The following is an 18,664-nucleotide window of genomic DNA, read 5'->3' on the forward strand; positions in this document are numbered from 1 at the left end:
GGCCGCTCGCCGGGCCCGAGCTGCCCGCCGGGCCGGTGCCCGGGCCGCTCGCCGGGCCGCCGCAGGAGCCGCCGGCCCGGCCTGCGCCGGGGGCCTGAGGGCGCCCGCGCCGGCCGCCGTACCCTTGCTGAGTGCGATACGTGCACACAGCAGGTTCAACGAGGAGGCGCTGCGGTGGCTGAGCTTGGGTTTGTCCATCTGGGCTTCGGGCCGGAATCCGTCGAGTACACCCGGGCCTGGGAGGAGCAGCGGCGCGTCCACGCCGCGCGCTTCGCGGACGAGATAGGCGACACCTGCCTCCTGCTGGAGCACCCGCCCGTGTACACCGCCGGGCGGCGCACCGACGACAGCGAGCGGCCGCTGGACGGCACGCCCGTCGTCGACGTGGACCGCGGCGGCAAGATCACCTGGCACGGCCCCGGCCAGCTGGTGGGCTACCCGATCATGAAGCTGCCCCGGCCCGTGGACGTGGTCGCACACGTCCGCCGCCTGGAGGAGGCGCTGATCCGCACCGCCGCCGAGTTCGGCCTGGAGACCACCCGTGTGGAGGGACGCTCCGGTGTCTGGGTCCTCGGCGACCCCGCAGAGCGGCGCAGCCGAGATGCAGCGCAGGTTGAGGGTCTCGACCGAGGGACGAGGGAGGGGCACTCGGCCGAAGCGGAGTCGAGGCGGAGCGCGACCGAAGGCGCAGAGCGGCGCAGCCGAGATGCAGCTCTCGACCGAGGGACGAGGGAGGGGCACTCGGCCGAAGCGGAGTCGAGGCGGAGCGCGACCGAAGGCGCAGAGGAGCGCCCGAAGATCGGCGGCCTGTCCCTCGACTTCGACCCCCGGCTGCACGACGACGAGTTCGACGCCCGGCTGAACGGTCCCGAGTACGCCCCGTCCAACGCCGGCCAGCGCCGCGAGGACCGCAAGCTCGCCGCGATCGGCATCCGCGTCGCCAAGGGCGTCACCATGCACGGCTTCGCGATCAACGTGAACCCGGACGCCACCTGGTTCGACCGGATCATCCCCTGCGGGATCCGGGACGCCGGTGTGACCTCGCTCTCGTACGAACTGGGCCGCGAGATCACCATCGCCGAGGTGCTGCCGGTCATCGAGCGTCACCTGAAGGATGTATTGGAGCACGCGGAGCTCAGGCCCCGCGAGATCGAGCCGGCCGCCGGCTAGCAACCGGGGGAATGCGTCCGGCCGCCCCCAGGTTGGCCGACGTAAGAGCGTACGAATTTACGGGCGTACCCTGGTGGGCGCCGAAGAATCGAAGTCACAGGGAGCCGGTCGTGTCCGCAGTCGCACCCGACGGACGCAAGATGCTGCGCCTGGAGGTCCGTAACAGCCAGACCCCCATTGAGCGCAAGCCCGAGTGGATCAAGACCCGGGCGAAGATGGGTCCCGAGTACACCAAGATGCAGGCCCTGGTGAAGGGCGAAGGACTGCACACGGTGTGCCAGGAAGCCGGTTGTCCGAACATCTACGAATGCTGGGAGGACCGCGAGGCCACCTTCCTCATCGGTGGCGACCAGTGCACCCGGCGCTGTGACTTCTGCCAGATCGACACGGGCAAGCCCGAAGCCCTGGACCGGGACGAGCCGCGCCGCGTGGGCGAGTCCGTCGTCACGATGGACCTGAACTACGCCACCATCACCGGCGTCGCCCGCGACGACCTGGCCGACGGCGGCGCCTGGCTGTACGCGGAGACCGTGCGCCAGATCCACCAGCAGACGGCGGGCCGCGAGAGCGGCCACACCAAGGTCGAACTGCTGGCCCCCGACTTCAACGCGGTCCCGGAGCTGCTGGAGGAGGTCTTCGCCTCCCGCCCCGAGGTCTTCGCGCACAACGTCGAGACGGTCCCGCGGATCTTCAAGCGGATCCGTCCGGGCTTCCGCTACGAGCGCTCGCTCGACGTGATCACCAAGGCGCGCGAGTACGGCCTGGTCACCAAGTCGAACCTGATCCTCGGCATGGGCGAGGAGCGCGAGGAGGTCAGCGAGGCCCTGCGCGACCTCCACGAGGCGGGCTGCGAGCTCATCACCATCACCCAGTACCTGCGCCCCTCGCCGCGGCACCACCCCGTCGAGCGCTGGGTGAAGCCGGCCGAGTTCGTGGAGCTGGCGAAGGAGGCCGAGGAGATCGGCTTCTCCGGTGTGATGTCGGGCCCGCTGGTCCGGTCCTCGTACCGGGCGGGACGCCTCTACCAGCAGGCGATGGAGAAGCGCGCGACGGTGTGACGCGCGCTACGCGGTGGACTCTGTGAAGTCACGCACAAAGTCTTACTAGCGGGTAACACCGCACGACGCGGCCCCTAGGCTCTTTCACAGGAAGAGCCGAGGGGCCGCGTCAATATTTCATCACGTTTGACCGGCCGGTCATGCCCTGGTAACACCAATCAGTGACGCTGTGTCCACGCACCGCACACACCATCGATGTGAGTTCCGAGAGAGGGATCGACATCATGCAGGCCGCGCCCGTCCGCGCCATCGCCATTCCGTCCTTCACCGACGCCTTCCGTGGCATCGAATCCCTGCTCATGAGCGGTGCCCGCCGCAACGCCTGGACGGCGGTACTCGAAGACCGCCGCAGAGCCAAGGATCGGGTCGAAACCGAGCACGTACTCGAGGCCGCGGCGACCCGTACCCCGCAGGCCACGTAAACTTCGCCTTATGGCGAGGAAGTCAAACGCAGAGACTGCTGCGAACCCCGGGCGACTGAAGCAGATCGCCCTTACGTACAAGATGACGCGCAAGGCCGACCCGAAGGTCGCTTTGATCGTCGCGGGCGTGGGAATCGTCACCTTCGGTGTCTTTCTTGCGATCGGCTTCCTGATCGGCCACCCGGTCTACCTGGGCATCCTGGGCTTCCTGGTGGCGTTCCTCGCAATGGCGGTCGTCTTCGGGCGACGGGCCGAGCGGGCTGCCTTCGGGCAGATGGAGGGACAGCCGGGCGCGGCCGCGGCCGTACTGGACAACGTGGGACGGGGCTGGACGACCACCCCGGCCGTTGCGATGAACCGGAGCCAGGACATCGTCCACCGGGCCGTCGGCAAGGCGGGCGTGGTGCTGATCGCCGAGGGCAACCCGAACCGGGTCAAGGTCCTCCTCGCGGCCGAGAAGAAGAAGCTGGCCCGGATCATGCCCGACATCCCCGTGCACGACTTCATCGTGGGCACGGGCGAGGGCGAGGTCCCGCTCAAGAAGGTCCGCACGACCCTCCTGAAGCTGCCGCGCGTGCTGGCCGGCCCGCAGATCACTCAGGTCAACGACAAGCTGCGTGCCATGGGCGACCTCATGAGCAACATGCCGCTGCCGAAGGGCCCTCTTCCCGGACGTGGTGCGCGCAGTCAGAGGCCGCGAGGCTGAACCACTGTTTCACCCCCTGCCGTCATGCGCATCGACGGGAGGGGGTGAAGCTCCGCCGGCGGGGTGCCCTCGCAGCCCTCCAAGACCTTCATCAGGTCCTCCCAAAGCCCAGACGACGACCACCGCTTCCAATATCCGCGAAGTCCTGTGGATCCATGACTCGCGTCGAGCTCCGTCCATGTCGCACCCGTCCGGGCCTTCTCCAGAAACACATCCAGAATGACGCGGGGAGCGAGCCCTCCCTTCTGGCGGGGCATCAGCCCACCACCAGGGAGGCGCACGGATCTTGCCACCCGATCCCAGGCGGAGTCGCAGAGGTTCGGGACGAGTCGCTCACGGTCGCGGAACCAAGCCCCCACAGGGCAGGCCAAACCCCTGTGCATGGGTGGCGGAGGCGAGGTCACCGGTGTGGCTGCGCTGTGGCGCTCGGAACACAAACCGGGCGTTCAGCAGGTCCTCATCCATCAGCCTGCGCCGAATGTTGGGGGCAGTCCACGGCTTCCCTGAACGTGAGAACAAACCTTCAGCGTTGAGGGTCAGGGCCACCTTGGCCCAGTTGCCCCTTTCCTTGACCGCCGCATCCCTGCCCCGACGAAGCACCGGCGCTTCGTGAAGGACGGTACATAGCGACATGCGGGAGCACTTTTCGCCACCGTCGCACTCATCCCTGACCAGTCGCTGTGCACCCTTCTTGCCCTGATTCTCGATTCGGTAGCCGAAGCGGGCCTGCCCTCCGGGGAAGCCGCCGCCTTCGGCCTTCTCTTGGATGCCCCCCTGCGTGCGACTGCGGATGTGCTCCCACTCCGCCTCCGCGTAGTCCGCATCCTTGAGTAGCTTGGTACGACCTGCAGCCGTCGAGCTGTCGTAGTCGCCCTTGACCACAGCGACGGATACTCCGAGATCTTCGAGTTCCAAGACCCAGCGCCAGGCGCGGCCGGTCCGTCCGATGGCTCGTCCCTCGTTGACGACAACCATGTCGAAGGGGCGAGGAGCGCGCCGAGCATGGTCCATGAGTTGATTGAGAGCGCTGCGCTCGTGAGCTTCGAGGCTGCCGCTTACGCCCTCGTCGATGTATGTGCCGGCGTGGTCCCAGCCCTTGCTTTGGATGTACCGGGCGGTCTTCCGGCCGGTGTAGGCGACGCCGTAACCCTTGGCCTGTGCCGCTGTCGAGACCCGAAGGTAGTCCACAGCCCGCAGACTGCCTGAGGCTTGGGAAGTGATGTCGACGGCAGGCGTGAGAGCCTTGCCCATGTCAGTCCTCCGAGACTGGCCAGACCCCGGGGTGTTAGCGCACGCCCGGGGTCACCCATGTGGGCCCAGGCTAAGGGTCGGGCCTCCGATCCGTTCCCGAACCTGAATCTTCATATTTGTTCGCCGGGTCTGCCTCGGAGGTCGCGTCGACCTTGCATTGCATACAAGACATACAAAAGGGCCGCTCCGGAGATGGTGGTTCCGGGGCGGCCCTCTCGGTTCGGTTCTCAGATCTCAGACATGGATCTCAGATACGGACTTCGACGGCGCGCGTCAGGCGGTCGTGCAGGCCGCGGCCGTCCCGGTCCCAGACCATCGCCGGGATGACCAGGGCCAGCAGTAGCGTGCGCACGACCACCCGGACGATGCCGAGGCGGCCGCCGTCCAGCGAGACCACCCGCAGGCCCACGATTCGCTTGCCTGGCGTAAAGCCCACCGTGCCGACCGTCAGGATGCTCAGGGCCACGAAGAGGGCCAGCGTCCAGTTGCCCGTGGCCGTCGTGTTGCCGCCTGTGATCAGCCCGTATGCGATGACCTGGCAGCCGATCCAGTCGATGGCCACGGCCGCGAGCCGGCGCCCGAAGCGCGCCACGGAGCCGGGCCCCTGCTCCGGCAGCCCGAGCCGCTGGCCCCGGTAGCCGAAGTCGATGCCCATCTCCTCGGCGGCCGCGCGAGGGCCGGAGAGCCAGGATCCGATTGCTTGCCTGTTGTCCACCCGACCACGGTACCGGTGGCGTCGCGGGACGCTCCGGCGGGACCCTGGTTAACTTGTGCGAAACAAATGGGTCATGCTTGAGAAATCCCGTCTGCTTATGGTCGGGTCAGCGTGCGGCACCGCACTGACGCACCACGAGCTATAAAGCCCGTCCCTCCCCCGGGGCCGGGAGTAGGAGGAGTTGGATGTTCCAGAACGCCGACGAAGTGAAGCAGTACATCGAGGAGAACGACGTCAAGTTCGTTGACGTCCGCTTCTGCGACCTGCCTGGTGTGATGCAGCACTTCACCATCCCGGCGCGGGCGTTCGACCCGGCGGAGGAGCTCGCCTTCGACGGCTCCTCGATCCGCGGCTTCCAGGCCATCCACGAGTCCGACATGGCGCTGCGCGCGGACATCACGACCGCCCGCCTGGACCCGTTCCGCCGCGACAAGACGCTGAACATCAACTTCTTCATCCACGACCCGATCACGGGCGAGGCCTACAGCCGTGACCCGCGCAACATCGCGAAGAAGGCGGAGGCCTACCTCGCCTCCACCGGCATCGCCGACACCGCGTACTTCGGCCCCGAGGCCGAGTTCTACGTGTTCGACAGCGTGCGCTTCGCGACCACCGCGAACGAGGGCTTCTACCACATCGACTCCGAGGCCGGCGCCTGGAACACCGGCTCCGAGGAGAACAACCGCGGCTACAAGGTGCGCTACAAGGGCGGCTACTTCCCGGTCGCCCCGGTCGACCACTTCGCCGACCTGCGCGCCGAGATCTCCCTCGAGCTGGACGCCCAGGGCCTCCAGGTCGAGCGCCAGCACCACGAGGTCGGCACCGGCGGCCAGGCGGAGATCAACTACAAGTTCAACACGCTGCTCGCCGCAGCCGACGACCTGATGCTCTTCAAGTACATCGTGAAGAACGTCGCCTGGCGCAACGGCAAGACCGCGACCTTCATGCCGAAGCCGATCTTCGGTGACAACGGCTCGGGCATGCACGTCCACCAGTCGCTGTGGGCGAACGGCGACCCGCTGTTCTACGACGAGGCCGGCTACGCGGGCCTGTCGGACACCGCCCGCTACTACATCGGCGGCATCCTCAAGCACGCCCCGTCGCTGCTGGCGTTCACCAACCCGACGGTGAACTCCTACCACCGCCTGGTGCCGGGCTTCGAGGCGCCGGTCAACATGGTGTACTCGCAGCGCAACCGCTCCGCCGCCATGCGCATCCCGATCACGGGCTCGAACCCGAAGGCCAAGCGCGTCGAGTTCCGCGCCCCGGACCCGTCCTCGAACCCGTACCTGGCGTTCGCGGCTCTCCTCCTGGCCGGCCTCGACGGTGTCAAGAACAAGATCGAGCCGATGGAGCCGATCGACAAGGACCTCTACGAGCTCTCGCCCGATGAGCACGCGAGCGTCCCGCAGGTCCCGACCAGCCTCGAGGACGTCCTCAAGGCCCTGGAGGCGGACCACGAGTACCTCCTGGCCGGCGGTGTCTTCACCCCCGACCTGATCGAGACCTGGATCGACTACAAGCGCACCCACGAGATCGCCCCGATCGCGCTGCGCCCGCACCCGCACGAGTTCGAGCTCTACTTCGACATCTAAGCCGTAGAGCGGTAGCACGACTGAGGGCCGCCACCCCGGATTCCGGGGTGGCGGCCCTTTCGTCTGCGTCCGTCGTATTTCGGGGTACCTGCGGCGCCGGGGTGGGGCGGGGGATAGCTTCGGGGGATGGATGATCAGTGGAAGACGATCGGTGCGCTAGCGGCGCGGTTCGACGAGCACGACCGTGAGCGCGGGATGGCGCACGAGGAGAGTGTGACCCTGCAGATCCTCAAGATCGGGGAGGAGTTCGGGGAGGCCGCGCAGGCTGTCATCGGGGCCAAGGGCACCAATCCGCGCAAGGGGAACTCGCATACGTGGGGCGACGTCGAGGCGGAGGTCGCCGACGTCATCGTGACGGCCATGGTGGCCCTCGCCCGGATGCGGCCCGACGCCGCCGCGTTCTTCGCCGAGCAGCTCAGGCTGAAGTCGGACCGTTTCCTCTGACTCCGCCCAGCAGGGGCATGGCGCCCGTCAGGTCGTGCAGGCAGCGGACCGCGAGTTCGGGAGGGGAGCCGGAGCCCGAGACCGGCGCGTCCGTGGTCGACCAGAGCTCCAGGGCGACGCGGATCGCGTCCGTGGCGGCCGCGGCGAGGAGGCGGATGCCCAGCGGGTCGGCGTCCTCGCCGGCCAGCCGGGCGATCACCGGGACCAGGCGCTCCTCGGAGTCCTGGTTCACCCGGTACCAGACCGCGCGCAGGGCCTCGTCGGTCGCGGCCGCGCGGAGCAGTCCGCGGGTCACCTCCAGGCCTTCCTCGACGGCCTGCGAGTCGCTGAGCGAGCGGGTGACGGCGCGTTCCAGGGCCTCCGCGAGCGGGGTGCCCGGGTCCTCCTCGGCGAGCAGTGCGCGCCAGGCGTCGCCGCCGCCCGCGAGCAGCGGGGCCACCGCCTCCTGCTTGTTTCGGAAGTAGCGGTAGAACGTGCGCAGCGCCACGCCCGCGCGGTGGGCGATGTCCTCCGCGGTGGTGCCGTCGGGGCCGTGTTCGGCGAAGAGCTCGCAGGCCGCGCGGGCGATGTCGAGCTGGGTGGCGGCCTTGCGGCGCTCGGTCAGCGACTGGGCTCCGGGGCCGGCCTGGGGAGAGTACGGACGAGGGGATCTCACGGGTGAAGAGTACCTTCCGGGAGATTCAAGGACGACATCCTTTGTCAGGGTGGCAAAGCGTGTCACGCACTCGGTACGCTCGTTCCATGAACCGTTACGAAGGACGTCGCGTCCTCATCACCGGCGGCGGCTCCGGCATCGGCCGGGCCACCGTCCACCGCATCCTCGCCGAGGGCGGCCGCGTCCACACCGTGGACGTCAACGAGTCGGGGCTGAAGGCCACCGCCGGGCAGGCCGAGACCGACGGGCACGGGGCACGGCTCACCACCGCCGTCCTCGACATATCCGACGAGGCCGCCGTACAGGCCGGCGTCGCCGCCGCCGTCGCGAGCCTCGGCGGGCTGGACGTCCTGGTCAACGCCGCGGGCATCCTGCGCTCCGCGCACACCCACCAGACCACGCTCGAATTCTGGAACAAGGTCATCGCGGTCAACCTGACCGGCACCTTCCTCGTCATCCGCGAGTCGCTCCCGGCGCTGCTGGAGGGCGACCAGCCGGTCGTCGTGAACTTCAGCTCCACCTCGGCGTCGTTCGCCCACCCCTACATGTCCGCCTACGCGGCCAGCAAGGGCGGCATCCAGTCCATGACCCACGCGCTGGCCGCCGAGTACAGCAAGCAGGGCCTGCGCTTCGTCGCCGTCGCGCCCGGCTCCATCGAGAGCGGCATGACCACCGGCAACGGCCCCGGCCTGCCCGAGGACACCGACTGGAGCCTGTTCGCGAAGCTCGCCCCGGCCATCGGCCAGGGCTTCGCCGGCCCGCAGACCGTCGCGGGCGTCGTCGCCATGCTGGGCTCCGAGGACGGCGCGTTCATTACCGGTACGGAGATCCGTATCGACGGCGGCACGCACTACTAACGGCGGCACGCACGACTAGCAGCGGCACGCACGACTGGCGGCGGCACGCACGACTGGCGGCGGCACGCACGACTGGCGGCCGCTACGACCGTCACGGCCGTCACGTCCTGAAACGGTCCCAGAGCCGGGGGAAGCGCTCCGCGAGCACGGCTTCGTTCTCGAAGTCCAGCGGAGTGCCCTCCGGTTCCTCCGGCTGGAGGGGGATGCCCAGGTCCGGCGCCACCGCCCCGGTCAGCTGCTCGTACGCCTCGTCGGCCGCGTACCCAAGCTCCTCGCCGTCCCCGTCGATCTCCTCGTCGAACTCGCCCAGCAGCTCCGCCAGCTGGTCCGGGTCGTGCACCGCGCCCTCGAAGACCTCCCGCCCCTGGCCGATCAGCCAGCAGCGGAAGTAGTCGAACGCGTCGTCGCTCGCCCCGTCGAGCAGCACCCACGCGGCGCCCCACAGCTCCCAGGTGTACGCCCGGTTGTACCGCGACTCGAAATGCCGGGCGAAGTCGAGGACGGAGTCCGGATCGAGCTGCGCCAGCCGTTCCACGAGCAGCTCGGCATGGTCCTCGGGGTCGCCATCGGCGGCCTCGCGGGTACGGTCGACGATCTCCCAGAACTCCGTCTCGTCCATCACGGGTCAAGCATCACGGGTCAACCCCCCTGCCGCCACCGCGCATACCGCGAAAGGCCGGTGTCCGCCCCCTTTGGCGGGGGGCGGACACCGGCCTTCAGCCGTATGCGCGGTGCGGGGCCCTACAGGCCGTAGCGCTCCCGGGCCTCCTTGACGGAGGACGCCGGTACCTCGCCGCGGCGGGCGAGCTGGGCCAGCGCGGCCACCACGATCGACTGGGCGTCGACCCCGAAGTGGCGGCGGGCGCCCTCGCGGGTGTCGGACAGGCCGAAGCCGTCCGTGCCCAGCGAGGTGTAGTCCTGCTCGACCCACTGGCTGATCTGGTCCGGGACCTGACGCATCCAGTCGGAGACGGCGAGCACCGGGCCGGCGGCACCCTCCAGCGCGCGGGTGACGTACGGGGTGCGCAGCTCGCCGCGCAGCAGCGCCTCGTCGCACTCCAGCGCGTCGCGACGCAGCTCGCCCCAGGAGGTGGCGGACCAGACGTCGGCGGCCACGTTCCAGTCGGCGGCGAGCAGCCGCTGCGCCTCCAGCACCCAGTGGATCGCCGTACCCGAGGCCATGAGCTGGACCTTCGGGGCGTCGGCGGCCGGGGCCGCCTCGGCCAGGTCGGCCGCGGTGTTGAAGCGGTAGAGGCCCTTGAGGATGCCCTCTTCCACGCCCTCCGGCATGGCCGGCTGCACCTTCGGCTCGTTGTAGACCGTCAGGTAGTAGAAGACGTCTTCCGGCTTCTCGCCGTACATCCGGCGCAGGCCGTCCTTGACGATCACCGCGATCTCGTACGCGAACGCCGGGTCGTAGTTGAGCGACGCCGGGTTCGTGGAGGCGATCAGGTGCGAGTGGCCGTCCGCGTGCTGGAGGCCCTCACCGGTGAGGGTCGTCCGGCCGGCGGTGGCGCCGACGATGAAGCCCTTGCCGAGCTGGTCGGCGAGCTGCCACATCTGGTCGGCGGTGCGCTGCCAGCCGAACATCGAATAGAAGATGTAGAAGGGGATCATCGGCTCGCCGTGCGTCGCGTACGACGTGCAGGCGGCGATGAAGTCGGCCATGGCGCCGGCCTCGGTGATCCCCTCGTTGAGGATCTGGCCGTCCTTGGCTTCCTTGTAGTACATCAGCTGGTCGCGGTCGACCGGCTCGTACGTCTGGCCCAGCGGCGAGTAGATGCCGGCCGACGGGAACAGGGACTCCATACCGAAGGTACGGGCCTCGTCGGGGACGATCGGCACCCAGCGCTTGCCGGTCTCCTTGTCCCGCATCAGGTCCTTGACGAGCCGGACGAAGGCCATGGTGGTGGCCATCTCCTGCTTGCCGGAGCCCTTGAGCAGCGGGGCGAAGGAACGGTCCGCCGGGGCGGGCAGCGCCACGTGCTTGACCTTGCGGGCGGGGGCCGGGCCGCCGAGGGCCGCGCGGCGCTCGTTGAGGTACTGGACCTCCGGGCTGTCGGCGCCCGGGTGGCCGTAGGGGACGACGCCGTCGGCGAAGGCGCTGTCCGGGATCGGGAGGCCAAGGAGGTCGCGCATGTCCTTGAACTCGTCGATCGTCAGCTTCTTCATCTGGTGGTTCGCGTTCTTCGACTCGAACCCGGCACCCAGCGTGTAGCCCTTGACGGTCTGCGCGAGGATGACCGTCGGCGCGCCCTTGTGCTCCAGGGCGGCCTTGTACGCGGCGTAGACCTTGCGGGGCTCGTGGCCGCCGCGGGAGCTGTGGAAGCACTCGGCGATCTTCGCGTCGGACAGCACACCGGCCAGCTGCACGAGCTCGGCGTTGGCGCCGAAGAAGTGCTGGCGGATGTACGCCACGTCGCGGGTCGCGTACGTCTGGAACTGCGCGTCCGGGACCTCGCGGAGGCGGCGGACCAGGGCGCCCGTGGTGTCGAGCTGGAACAGCTCGTCCCAGGCGGAGCCCCACAGCGACTTGATGACGTTCCAGCCGGCGCCGCGGAACTGGGCCTCCAGCTCCTGGACCACGCGGAAGTTGGCGCGGACCGGACCGTCGAGACGCTGCAGGTTGCAGTTGATGACGAAGGTCAGGTTGTCGAGCTGCTCGCGGGAGGCGAGGGCCAGGGCGGCGGTCGACTCGGGTTCGTCCATCTCGCCGTCGCCCAGGAAGGCCCAGACGTGCGAGTTGGCGGTGTCCTTGATGCTCCGGTTCTGCAGGTAGCGGTTGAAGCGCGCCTGGTAGATCGCGGAGAGCGGGCCGAGGCCCATGGACACCGTCGGGAACTCCCACAGCCACGGCAGGCGCCGCGGGTGCGGGTAGGACGGCAGGCCGTTGCCGCCGGACTCCTGGCGGAAGTTGTCGAGCTGCTGCTCGGAGACCCGGCCGTCGAGGAAGGCGCGGGCGTAGATGCCGGGGGAGGCGTGGCCCTGGATGTAGAGCTGGTCGCCCGATCCGTCGGCCTCCTTCCCGCGGAAGAAGTGCTGGAAGCCGGTCTCGTAGAGCCAGGCCGCCGAGGCGAAGGTGGCGATGTGGCCGCCGACGCCGTACTTGGAGCCGCGGGTCACCATGGCGGCCGCGTTCCAGCGGTTCCACGCAGTGATCTTGGCTTCCATCTCCTCGTCACCGGGGAACTCGGGCTCCGCGGCGGTGGGGATGGTGTTGACGTAGTCCGTCTCCAGCAGCTTCGGCAGGGCGAGACCGGCGGCCTCGGCGTGCTGGAGCGTGCGGCGGAGCAGGTATTCGGCGCGGCGCGTACCGGCGGCCTTGGCGACGGCGTCGAGGGAGGCCGCCCATTCGGCGGTCTCCTCCGTGTCGCGGTCCGGGAGCTGGTCGAGCTCGCTCGGAAGCTTTCCTACGGGGTCGGACATCGGTGTGCGCCGCCTTCCGGACAAAGGAGAGGTGGTGAAAAGATCCCTGACGGGCAGGACAGGGTTGTCGGACCCGGGTGGGGCCCGCCGATGACTGTAAATCGCTGATCGATGATCGATCAAACGAAAGTGGCGAAGAAATGTCTATGTGACGAAAGTCGGCACCGCGTGCCATGAAAATAGGCACCCGGTGCCGGGCAAAACAGGGCAAGCTGCCCCGTCAGGCCCTCGGCGCGCACCCCAGGACGTGCCGCTTCACCAGCAGCCCGATGTCCGGATCCTGGTTCCGGAACGCCTCCACGAGGGCCGCGTGCTCCTCCGCGTACGACTTCTGCACCGTCCCCAGCCAGCGGATGGAGAGGGCCGTGAAGACCTCGATGCCCAGGCTCTCCCAGGTGTGCAGCAGCACGCTGTTCCCGGCCGCCCGCACCAGCTCCCGGTGGAACCCGACGGTGTGCCGCACCTGCGCGGTCCCGTCCTCGATCCGGTCGGCGTCCCACAGGGCCGCCACGTGCGGCTCCAGCGCGCTGCAGTCGGCCGCCAGCTTCGGCGCCGCCAGCTCGGCCGCGATCTGCTCCAGACCGGCCCGGACCGGGTAGATCTCCTCCAGGTCCGCCGCCGACAGGTTCCGTACGCGCACGCCCTTGTTCGGCGCCGACTCGATCAGCCGCAGCGTCTCCAGCTCCCGCAGGGCCTCGCGTACGGGCGTCTGGCTGACCTCCAGCTCCACGGCGATCCGGCGCTCGACGATCCGCTCGCCGGGCTTCCAGCGCCCGCTGACGATCCCCTCCACGATGTGCTCGCGGATCTGCTCGCGCAGCGAGTGCACGACGGGTGGGGTGATCATCGGCGCTTCATCTCCTGTGGGGGCACGCAGAGCTCTGATGCGTAGACAATACGGCGGAGTGGGCCGACGCGATGCGTTCCTGGTCGGGGCCCCGGGGTGAGGCTGGTTACAAGGGCGGGGCGGCCGGGGCCAGGATGCTCCGGATCAGGCCACCCAGGGCTGTGGCGTGCCGCGGGTGCCGCCCGATCAGGGCCGCGATGTCGGCGATCACCAGGTCGCGTTCGGCGGGCTCGGCCTCGGGCAACGTTCGGGGGAGCGTCGTAGTGGGGCGCCGAGCAGGGCGTCGGAGAGAGCCAGGTGAACGGCGGCCCGAAATGGTCCTGGTGCACGAAGAGCTCCATGAAGGCGAGCAGTTGGAGGACTCCGGGATCCGGCTCGGGCGCGGTGAGCAGCTGCCGGGTCCGGTCCCGCAGGGCGGAGCGGTTCGTGGCGCAGCGGTAGGCGGCCGGGATGCCTTCGACGCGGGCCAGGGCGACCAGGGTGAAATGCGCGGCGCCCGCCGGGGTTTGGGGATCGGATCCGAGGGTGTCGAGCGTCTGCTCGTGAAGGAGCGCCGCCGCGTGCTCGACGAGGTAGCCCTCCGATTCCTCCCAGGTGGGCAGCTCGATCGCCCCGCACCGTCAGGGCCGGGAACCGCCCGCTCTCGTACTCCTCGACCACGACCCCGAGCACCGTTCCCCGGATCACAGCTCACCGACCAGGGTGAGAGCCGTCACCGTGCCCACCGACAGGCGGTACGCACCGGGCTCCGGGGCCGGGAACGTGGTGGCGTACCGGCCCTCGCCCAGGTTGCGCAGGGTGCGGGTGAACGGGCGGGTGCCGTCCGCCGGGTGGAGTTCCGCCGTGAGGAGGAGTTCGTCGTGGGCGGCGGTGACCGTGACCTCGTACGGGGCCCCGGCGGGCAGCAGGGTGGGGGCCCGCACCCCCAGCCGGGGACCGGAGTCCCGCTCGCCCCGGTGGAAGGGGGCCTCGTGGCCCAGCAGTCCGTACAGGGCGTCCCGCACGCCGCGGTTGTTCTGCAGCGAGCCGTGCTGCTCGTACGGGGTGAAGGACTCGGATACGGCGTGGCCGTCGCCCGCCGCGTTCGCCGGGACGGCCGCCAGGCGCGGGACCGTGCCGTCGCCGCCCTCGTCCTCGCCGTCGATGTCCCACAGCGGGGTCAGCCGGTCGTCGGCGTACGAGGCCGTGGTCGGCGTCGGCTGGCCGACGCCGACGATGGCGTGCAGCTCGGCCCGCGGGCCGGTCCGCCGCAGGTCGGCGTGGAAGCGGGCCGCGTCCGCGAGCAGCGCGGGATCGACGCCGGGCAGGCCCGGCAGGTCACGGGCGTACGCGAGGCCGCCCGGGGCCGTCACGCACGCGTAGTCGGGGGCCAGCTGGTGCAAGGAGGGCAGGCTGCGGGCGAAGGCGCCGAGGTCGAGGCCGAGGACGCGCTTGCCGTTGACCAGGTTCGCGAGGGCCTCCGCGGAGCCCCGGTGCGGGGTGCCCAGGGTGATCAGGCGGCGGGTGATCTCGTGGCCGCCGAGGCGCTCCGCGTAGTGGCGGGCCACCAGCCCGCCCATGGAGTGGCAGAGGAAGACCACCCGGGCCTCACGTCGCTCGGGGGCCGAGGCCCGCCAGCGGCCCAGTTCCAGGTCGATCCGTTCCTTCAGGCGCTCCGCGTTGTAGCGGCAGGACAGGCGCCAGTCGTACGGGAACGTGAGGAGGTTGTCCGCCACGGACAGCGTGAAGTGCCGCTCCAGCCAGCGCAGCAGGTCCGTGTAGCCGTCCACCGGGTGCCAGAGGCCGGGGACGACGTGCAGGTCGGGCATCAGGCCCACGGGCACGACCCCGTCGTCGGGATGGCCGTCGCCGATGTCCTTCGGGAGGCGCAAGCGGGTCACCGAGGCGCCGAAGGTGCGTATGCCACGCCACAGGGCGCGGCCCGAGAGGTCCCAGAGCGGCGCGCCGTCGGCGTCCGCCAGCCGGCTGCCCATGATGCCCGGCAGCACCACGACAAGATCGGTCACCCGTGCACGTGCCATCCGACGACCCCCCGCTGCGATTCCCGGACCGCCCAGGGTATGACGACGGCGCCCCCGCCCGGAGTGGTTCCGGACGGGGGCGCCGTACGTGTCAGCGAATGCCGAGGGGTGAGCCTTACAGGCCGAGCTCGACCTCGAACTCGCCGGCCTCCAGGATCGCCTTCACGGCGGAGAGGTACCGGGCCGCGTCCGCGCCGTCCACCAGGCGGTGGTCGTAGGACAGGGTCAGGTACGTCATGTCGCGGACGCCGATGACGGTGCCCTCGGGGGTCTCGATGACCACCGGGCGCTTGACCGTGGCACCGATGCCCAGGATGGCGACCTGGTTCGGGGGCACGATCACCGTGTCGAACAGCGCACCGCGCGAGCCGGTGTTGCTGATGGTGAAGGTCGCGCCCGACAGCTCGTCCGGCGTGATCTTGTTGCCGCGGACCTTGGAGGCCAGGTCGGCGGTCGCCTTGGAGATGCCCGCCAGGTTGAGGTCACCGGCACCCTTGATGACCGGGGTCATCAGGCCCTTCTCGGAGTCGACGGCGATGCCGATGTTCTCCGAGTCGAAGTAGGTGATGGTGCCCTCGTCCTCGTTGATCCGGGCGTTGACGACCGCGTGGGCCTTCAGCGCCTGGGCAGCGGCCTTGACGAAGAACGGCATCGGCGAGAGCTTGACGCCCTCACGGGCCAGGAACGCGCCCTTGGCCTTCTCGCGCAGCTTCATGATCTTGGTGATGTCCACCTCGACCACGGAGCTGAGCTGAGCCTGCGAGTGCAGGGCCTTCATCATGTTGTCGCCGATGACCTTGCGCATGCGGGTCATCTTGACGGTCTGGCCACGCAGCTCGGACACCGCGGCCGGAGCCTTCGCGGCGGCCGGGGCGGCGGCGGCCGGAGCCGGAGCGGCGGCGGCCTTGGCGGCCTCGGCGGCGGCCAGGACGTCCTGCTTACGGATACGGCCACCGACGCCGGTGCCCGAGACCGAGGCGAGGTTGACGCCGGACTCCGAGGCGAGCTTGCGCACCAGCGGGGTCACGTACGCGCCCTCGTCACCGGCCGAGACCGGGGCGGCGGGGGCGGGGGCGGCAACCGGAGCCGGCGCGGCCGGAGCCGGCGCGGCCACCGGGGCGGCAGCCTGGACCGGCGCCGGAGCGGCGGCGGCGGGCGCCGCCACGGGAGCCGGAGCGGCAACCGGGGCGGCCGGAGCCGGCGCGGCAACCGGAGCCGGAGCGGCGGCCGGAGCAGCGGCGGCCGGGGCCGGAGCGGCGGCCGGGGCGGCGGCGGCCGGGGCCGGAGCGGCGGCCGGGGCGGCACCGGCGACGCCGATGACGGCCAGACGGGCGCCGACCTCGGTGGTCTCGTCCTCGCCGACCAGGATCTCCAGCAGCGTGCCGGAGACCGGCGCGGGGATCTCGGTGTCGACCTTGTCCGTGGAGACCTCGAGCAGCGGCTCGTCGGCCTCGACGGACTCGCCGACCTGCTTCAGCCAGCGGGTGACGGTGCCCTCGGTGACGGACTCGCCCAGGGCGGGGAGCACGACATCGGTGCCGGAGGCGGCATGGCCCCCGGCAGTCTCAGCGGCGGCCGGGGCCGCGGGGGCCTCGGCAGCCGGAGCCGGAGCCGCGGGGGCCTCGGCGACGGGAGCCGGAGCAGCCGGAGCCGCGGCGACGACCGTCTCGGCCTCGGCCGTGGCCGGCGCGCCGGAGCCGTCGTCGATGACGGCCAGCTCGGCGCCGACCTCGACGGTCTCGTCCTCGGCGACCTTGATGGAGGCAAGGACGCCGGAGACGGGAGACGGGATCTCGGTGTCGACCTTGTCGGTCGAGACCTCGAGCAGCGGCTCGTCGGCCTCGACGCGCTCGCCCTCGGCCTTCAGCCAGCGGGTGACAGTGCCCTCGGTAACGCTCTCTCCGAGCGCCGGAAGGGTTACGGAAACCGACATGGTTTCAGTTGCTCCTAACGAATGTGCGGAAGTGGTCGTCGCGCCCGTGACGAATTAGTCGTGGGAGTGAAGCGGCTTGCCGGCCAGGGCCAGGTGGGCCTCGCCCATCGCTTCGTTCTGGGTCGGGTGCGCGTGGATGAGCTGCGCGACCTCGGCCGGCAGAGCCTCCCAGTTGTAAATCAGCTGGGCCTCGCCGACCTGTTCGCCCATCCGGTCACCGACCATGTGGACGCCGACCACGGCACCGTCCTTGACCTGGACGAGCTTGATCTCGCCCGCGGTCTTCAGGATCTTGCTCTTGCCGTTGCCCGCCAGGTTGTACTTCAGGGCCACGACCTTGTCCGCGCCGTAGATCTCCTTGGCCTTGGCCTCGGTGATGCCGACGGAGGCGACCTCGGGGTGGCAGTACGTGACGCGCGGAACACCGTCGTAGTCGATCGGGACGGTCTTGAGACCGGCCAGACGCTCCGCCACCAGGATGCCCTCGGCGAAGCCGACGTGCGCGAGCTGGAGGGTCGGGACGAGGTCACCGACGGCCGAGATGGTCGGCACGTTGGTCTGCATGTACTCGTCGACCAGGACGTAGCCGCGGTCCATCGCGACGCCCTGCTCCTCGTAGCCCAGGCCCTGCGAGACCGGGCCGCGGCCGACGGCGACCAGCAGCACCTCGGCCTCGAAGGTCTTGCCGTCGGCCAGCGTGACGCGCACGCCGGTCTCGGTGTACTCGGCCTTGTCGAAGAAGGTGCCGAGGTTGAACTTGATGCCGCGCTTGCGGAACGCGCGCTCAAGAAGCTTCGAGCTGTTCTCGTCCTCGACCGGGACGAGGTGCTTCATGCCCTCGATCACGGTGATGTCGGAGCCGAAGGACTTCCACGCCGAGGCGAACTCGACGCCGATGACGCCGCCGCCCAGGACGATCGCCGACTCGGGGACGCGGTCCAGGACCAGCGCGTGGTCCGAGGAGATGATGCGGTCGCCGTCGATGTTCAGGCCCGGCAGCGACTTCGGCACGGAGCCGGTCGCCAGCAGGACGTGGCGGCCCTGGATGCGCTGGCCGTTCACGTCGACGGACGTCGGCGAGGAAAGGCGGCCCTCACCCTCGATGTAGGTCACCTTGCGGGAGGCGACCAGGCCCTGCAGACCCTTGTACAGGCCCGAGATGACCTCGTCCTTGTACTTGTGGACACCCGCGATGTCGATGCCCTCGAAGGAGGTCTTGACACCGAACTGGGCGGCTTCACGAGCCTGGTCCGCGATCTCACCCGCGTGCAGCAGAGCCTTCGTGGGGATGCAGCCGTTGTGCAGGCAGGTGCCGCCGAGCTTGTTCTTCTCGATCAGGGCAACGTCCAGACCCAGCTGGGATGCGCGCAGAGCCGCGGCGTAACCGCCACTGCCACCGCCGAGGATCACTAGGTCGAAAACGGTGCTGGCGTCGTTCGCCACGTCACGTCCTCCATGCATGTGCGCCGGGCACCGGTCCTCTGTGACCGGGCGGCGGCTGGTAATCGGCCGCTTGTTTCTTCGGCCCTGTGGTGGGGGCCCTGTCCTGCCGAGAACCCATCTT

17 protein-coding genes are annotated in these 18,664 nt (G+C 69.8%); 7 read left to right on the top strand and 10 right to left on the bottom strand.

The window, feature by feature from the left end; genetic code table 11:
* Positions 1-174: 174 nt before the first annotated feature.
* From lipB to J7I97_RS20475, 4 genes are all read left to right on the top strand, one after another.
* Entirely contained in the window at positions 175-1,170 is a 996-nt protein-coding gene (lipB, locus tag J7I97_RS38655; protein WP_308369346.1) for a lipoyl(octanoyl) transferase LipB, read from the top strand.
* A gap of 110 nt (positions 1,171-1,280) precedes the next feature.
* Positions 1,281-2,228, top strand: coding sequence for a lipoyl synthase (lipA, locus tag J7I97_RS20465; protein WP_214936949.1), 948 nt, complete (start codon positions 1,281-1,283; stop codon positions 2,226-2,228).
* A gap of 224 nt (positions 2,229-2,452) precedes the next feature.
* Positions 2,453-2,650 carry a hypothetical protein gene (locus tag J7I97_RS20470; protein ID WP_214937012.1) on the top strand — a complete coding sequence of 66 codons (198 nt, stop codon included), beginning with the start codon at positions 2,453-2,455 and terminating at the stop codon, positions 2,648-2,650.
* A gap of 10 nt (positions 2,651-2,660) precedes the next feature.
* Positions 2,661-3,356 (top strand): DUF4191 domain-containing protein, encoded by a 696-nt coding sequence (locus tag J7I97_RS20475; RefSeq protein WP_214936952.1) that lies wholly within the window; start codon positions 2,661-2,663, stop codon positions 3,354-3,356.
* A gap of 333 nt (positions 3,357-3,689) precedes the next feature.
* On the opposite strand, the gene J7I97_RS20480 is transcribed toward J7I97_RS20475, so the two are convergent.
* Positions 3,690-4,607 (bottom strand): recombinase family protein, encoded by a 918-nt coding sequence (locus J7I97_RS20480; protein ID WP_214936954.1) that lies wholly within the window; start codon positions 4,605-4,607, stop codon positions 3,690-3,692.
* A 247-nt stretch (positions 4,608-4,854) separates the two neighbouring features.
* Complete coding sequence (locus J7I97_RS20485; protein WP_214936956.1) at positions 4,855-5,322, bottom strand: RDD family protein; 468 nt, start codon at positions 5,320-5,322, stop codon at positions 4,855-4,857.
* A gap of 185 nt (positions 5,323-5,507) precedes the next feature.
* Here J7I97_RS20485 and glnA point away from each other — a divergent pair, with 185 nt between their 5' ends.
* On the top strand, positions 5,508-6,917 hold the full coding sequence (glnA, locus tag J7I97_RS20490; protein ID WP_214936959.1) for a type I glutamate--ammonia ligase: 1,410 nt from the start codon (positions 5,508-5,510) through the stop codon (positions 6,915-6,917).
* 126 nt (positions 6,918-7,043) lie between these two features.
* Positions 7,044-7,361: a MazG-like family protein gene (locus tag J7I97_RS20495; protein ID WP_214936961.1), complete on the top strand. Its 318-nt coding sequence runs from the start codon at positions 7,044-7,046 to the stop codon at positions 7,359-7,361.
* On the opposite strand, the gene J7I97_RS20500 is transcribed toward J7I97_RS20495, so the two are convergent.
* Positions 7,333-8,016, bottom strand: coding sequence for a TetR/AcrR family transcriptional regulator (locus J7I97_RS20500; RefSeq protein WP_214936963.1), 684 nt, complete (start codon positions 8,014-8,016; stop codon positions 7,333-7,335). The two genes, J7I97_RS20495 and J7I97_RS20500, sit on opposite strands and share 29 nt — an antisense overlap.
* An 86-nt stretch (positions 8,017-8,102) precedes the next feature.
* Here J7I97_RS20500 and J7I97_RS20505 point away from each other — a divergent pair, with 86 nt between their 5' ends.
* Positions 8,103-8,873, top strand: a complete 771-nt coding sequence (locus J7I97_RS20505) for an SDR family NAD(P)-dependent oxidoreductase (RefSeq protein ID WP_214936966.1) — start codon at positions 8,103-8,105, stop codon at positions 8,871-8,873.
* A 100-nt stretch (positions 8,874-8,973) separates the two neighbouring features.
* Here J7I97_RS20505 and J7I97_RS20510 read toward each other — a convergent pair whose 3' ends face one another.
* From J7I97_RS20510 to lpdA, 7 genes are all read right to left on the bottom strand, one after another.
* The gene (locus J7I97_RS20510; protein WP_214936968.1) at positions 8,974-9,495 is read right to left on the bottom strand and encodes a DUF4240 domain-containing protein; all 522 of its coding nucleotides are present in this window, start codon (positions 9,493-9,495) and stop codon (positions 8,974-8,976) included.
* A gap of 119 nt (positions 9,496-9,614) precedes the next feature.
* Positions 9,615-12,299, bottom strand: coding sequence for a pyruvate dehydrogenase (acetyl-transferring), homodimeric type (gene aceE / locus J7I97_RS20515; RefSeq protein WP_214936970.1), 2,685 nt, complete (start codon positions 12,297-12,299; stop codon positions 9,615-9,617).
* Between the two features lie 220 nt (positions 12,300-12,519).
* A complete protein-coding gene (locus J7I97_RS20520) occupies positions 12,520-13,143 on the bottom strand; it encodes a GntR family transcriptional regulator (RefSeq protein WP_214937014.1) in 624 nt (207 codons plus the stop codon).
* A gap of 109 nt (positions 13,144-13,252) precedes the next feature.
* The gene (locus J7I97_RS20525) at positions 13,253-13,390 is read right to left on the bottom strand and encodes a hypothetical protein (protein ID WP_214936972.1); all 138 of its coding nucleotides are present in this window, start codon (positions 13,388-13,390) and stop codon (positions 13,253-13,255) included.
* A 439-nt stretch (positions 13,391-13,829) separates the two neighbouring features.
* Positions 13,830-15,167, bottom strand: a complete 1,338-nt coding sequence (locus J7I97_RS20530; protein ID WP_214936974.1) for a hypothetical protein — start codon at positions 15,165-15,167, stop codon at positions 13,830-13,832.
* Between the two features lie 115 nt (positions 15,168-15,282).
* Positions 15,283-17,100, bottom strand: coding sequence for a 2-oxoglutarate dehydrogenase, E2 component, dihydrolipoamide succinyltransferase (gene sucB, locus J7I97_RS20535; RefSeq protein ID WP_214936976.1), 1,818 nt, complete (start codon positions 17,098-17,100; stop codon positions 15,283-15,285).
* Between the two features lie 54 nt (positions 17,101-17,154).
* Positions 17,155-18,543 (bottom strand): dihydrolipoyl dehydrogenase, encoded by a 1,389-nt coding sequence (gene lpdA / locus J7I97_RS20540; RefSeq protein WP_214936978.1) that lies wholly within the window; start codon positions 18,541-18,543, stop codon positions 17,155-17,157.
* Positions 18,544-18,664 lie beyond the last annotated feature (121 nt).

It is taken from the genome of Streptomyces sp. ISL-87, assembly GCF_018614095.1.
Lineage (GTDB): Bacteria > Actinomycetota > Actinomycetes > Streptomycetales > Streptomycetaceae > Streptomyces.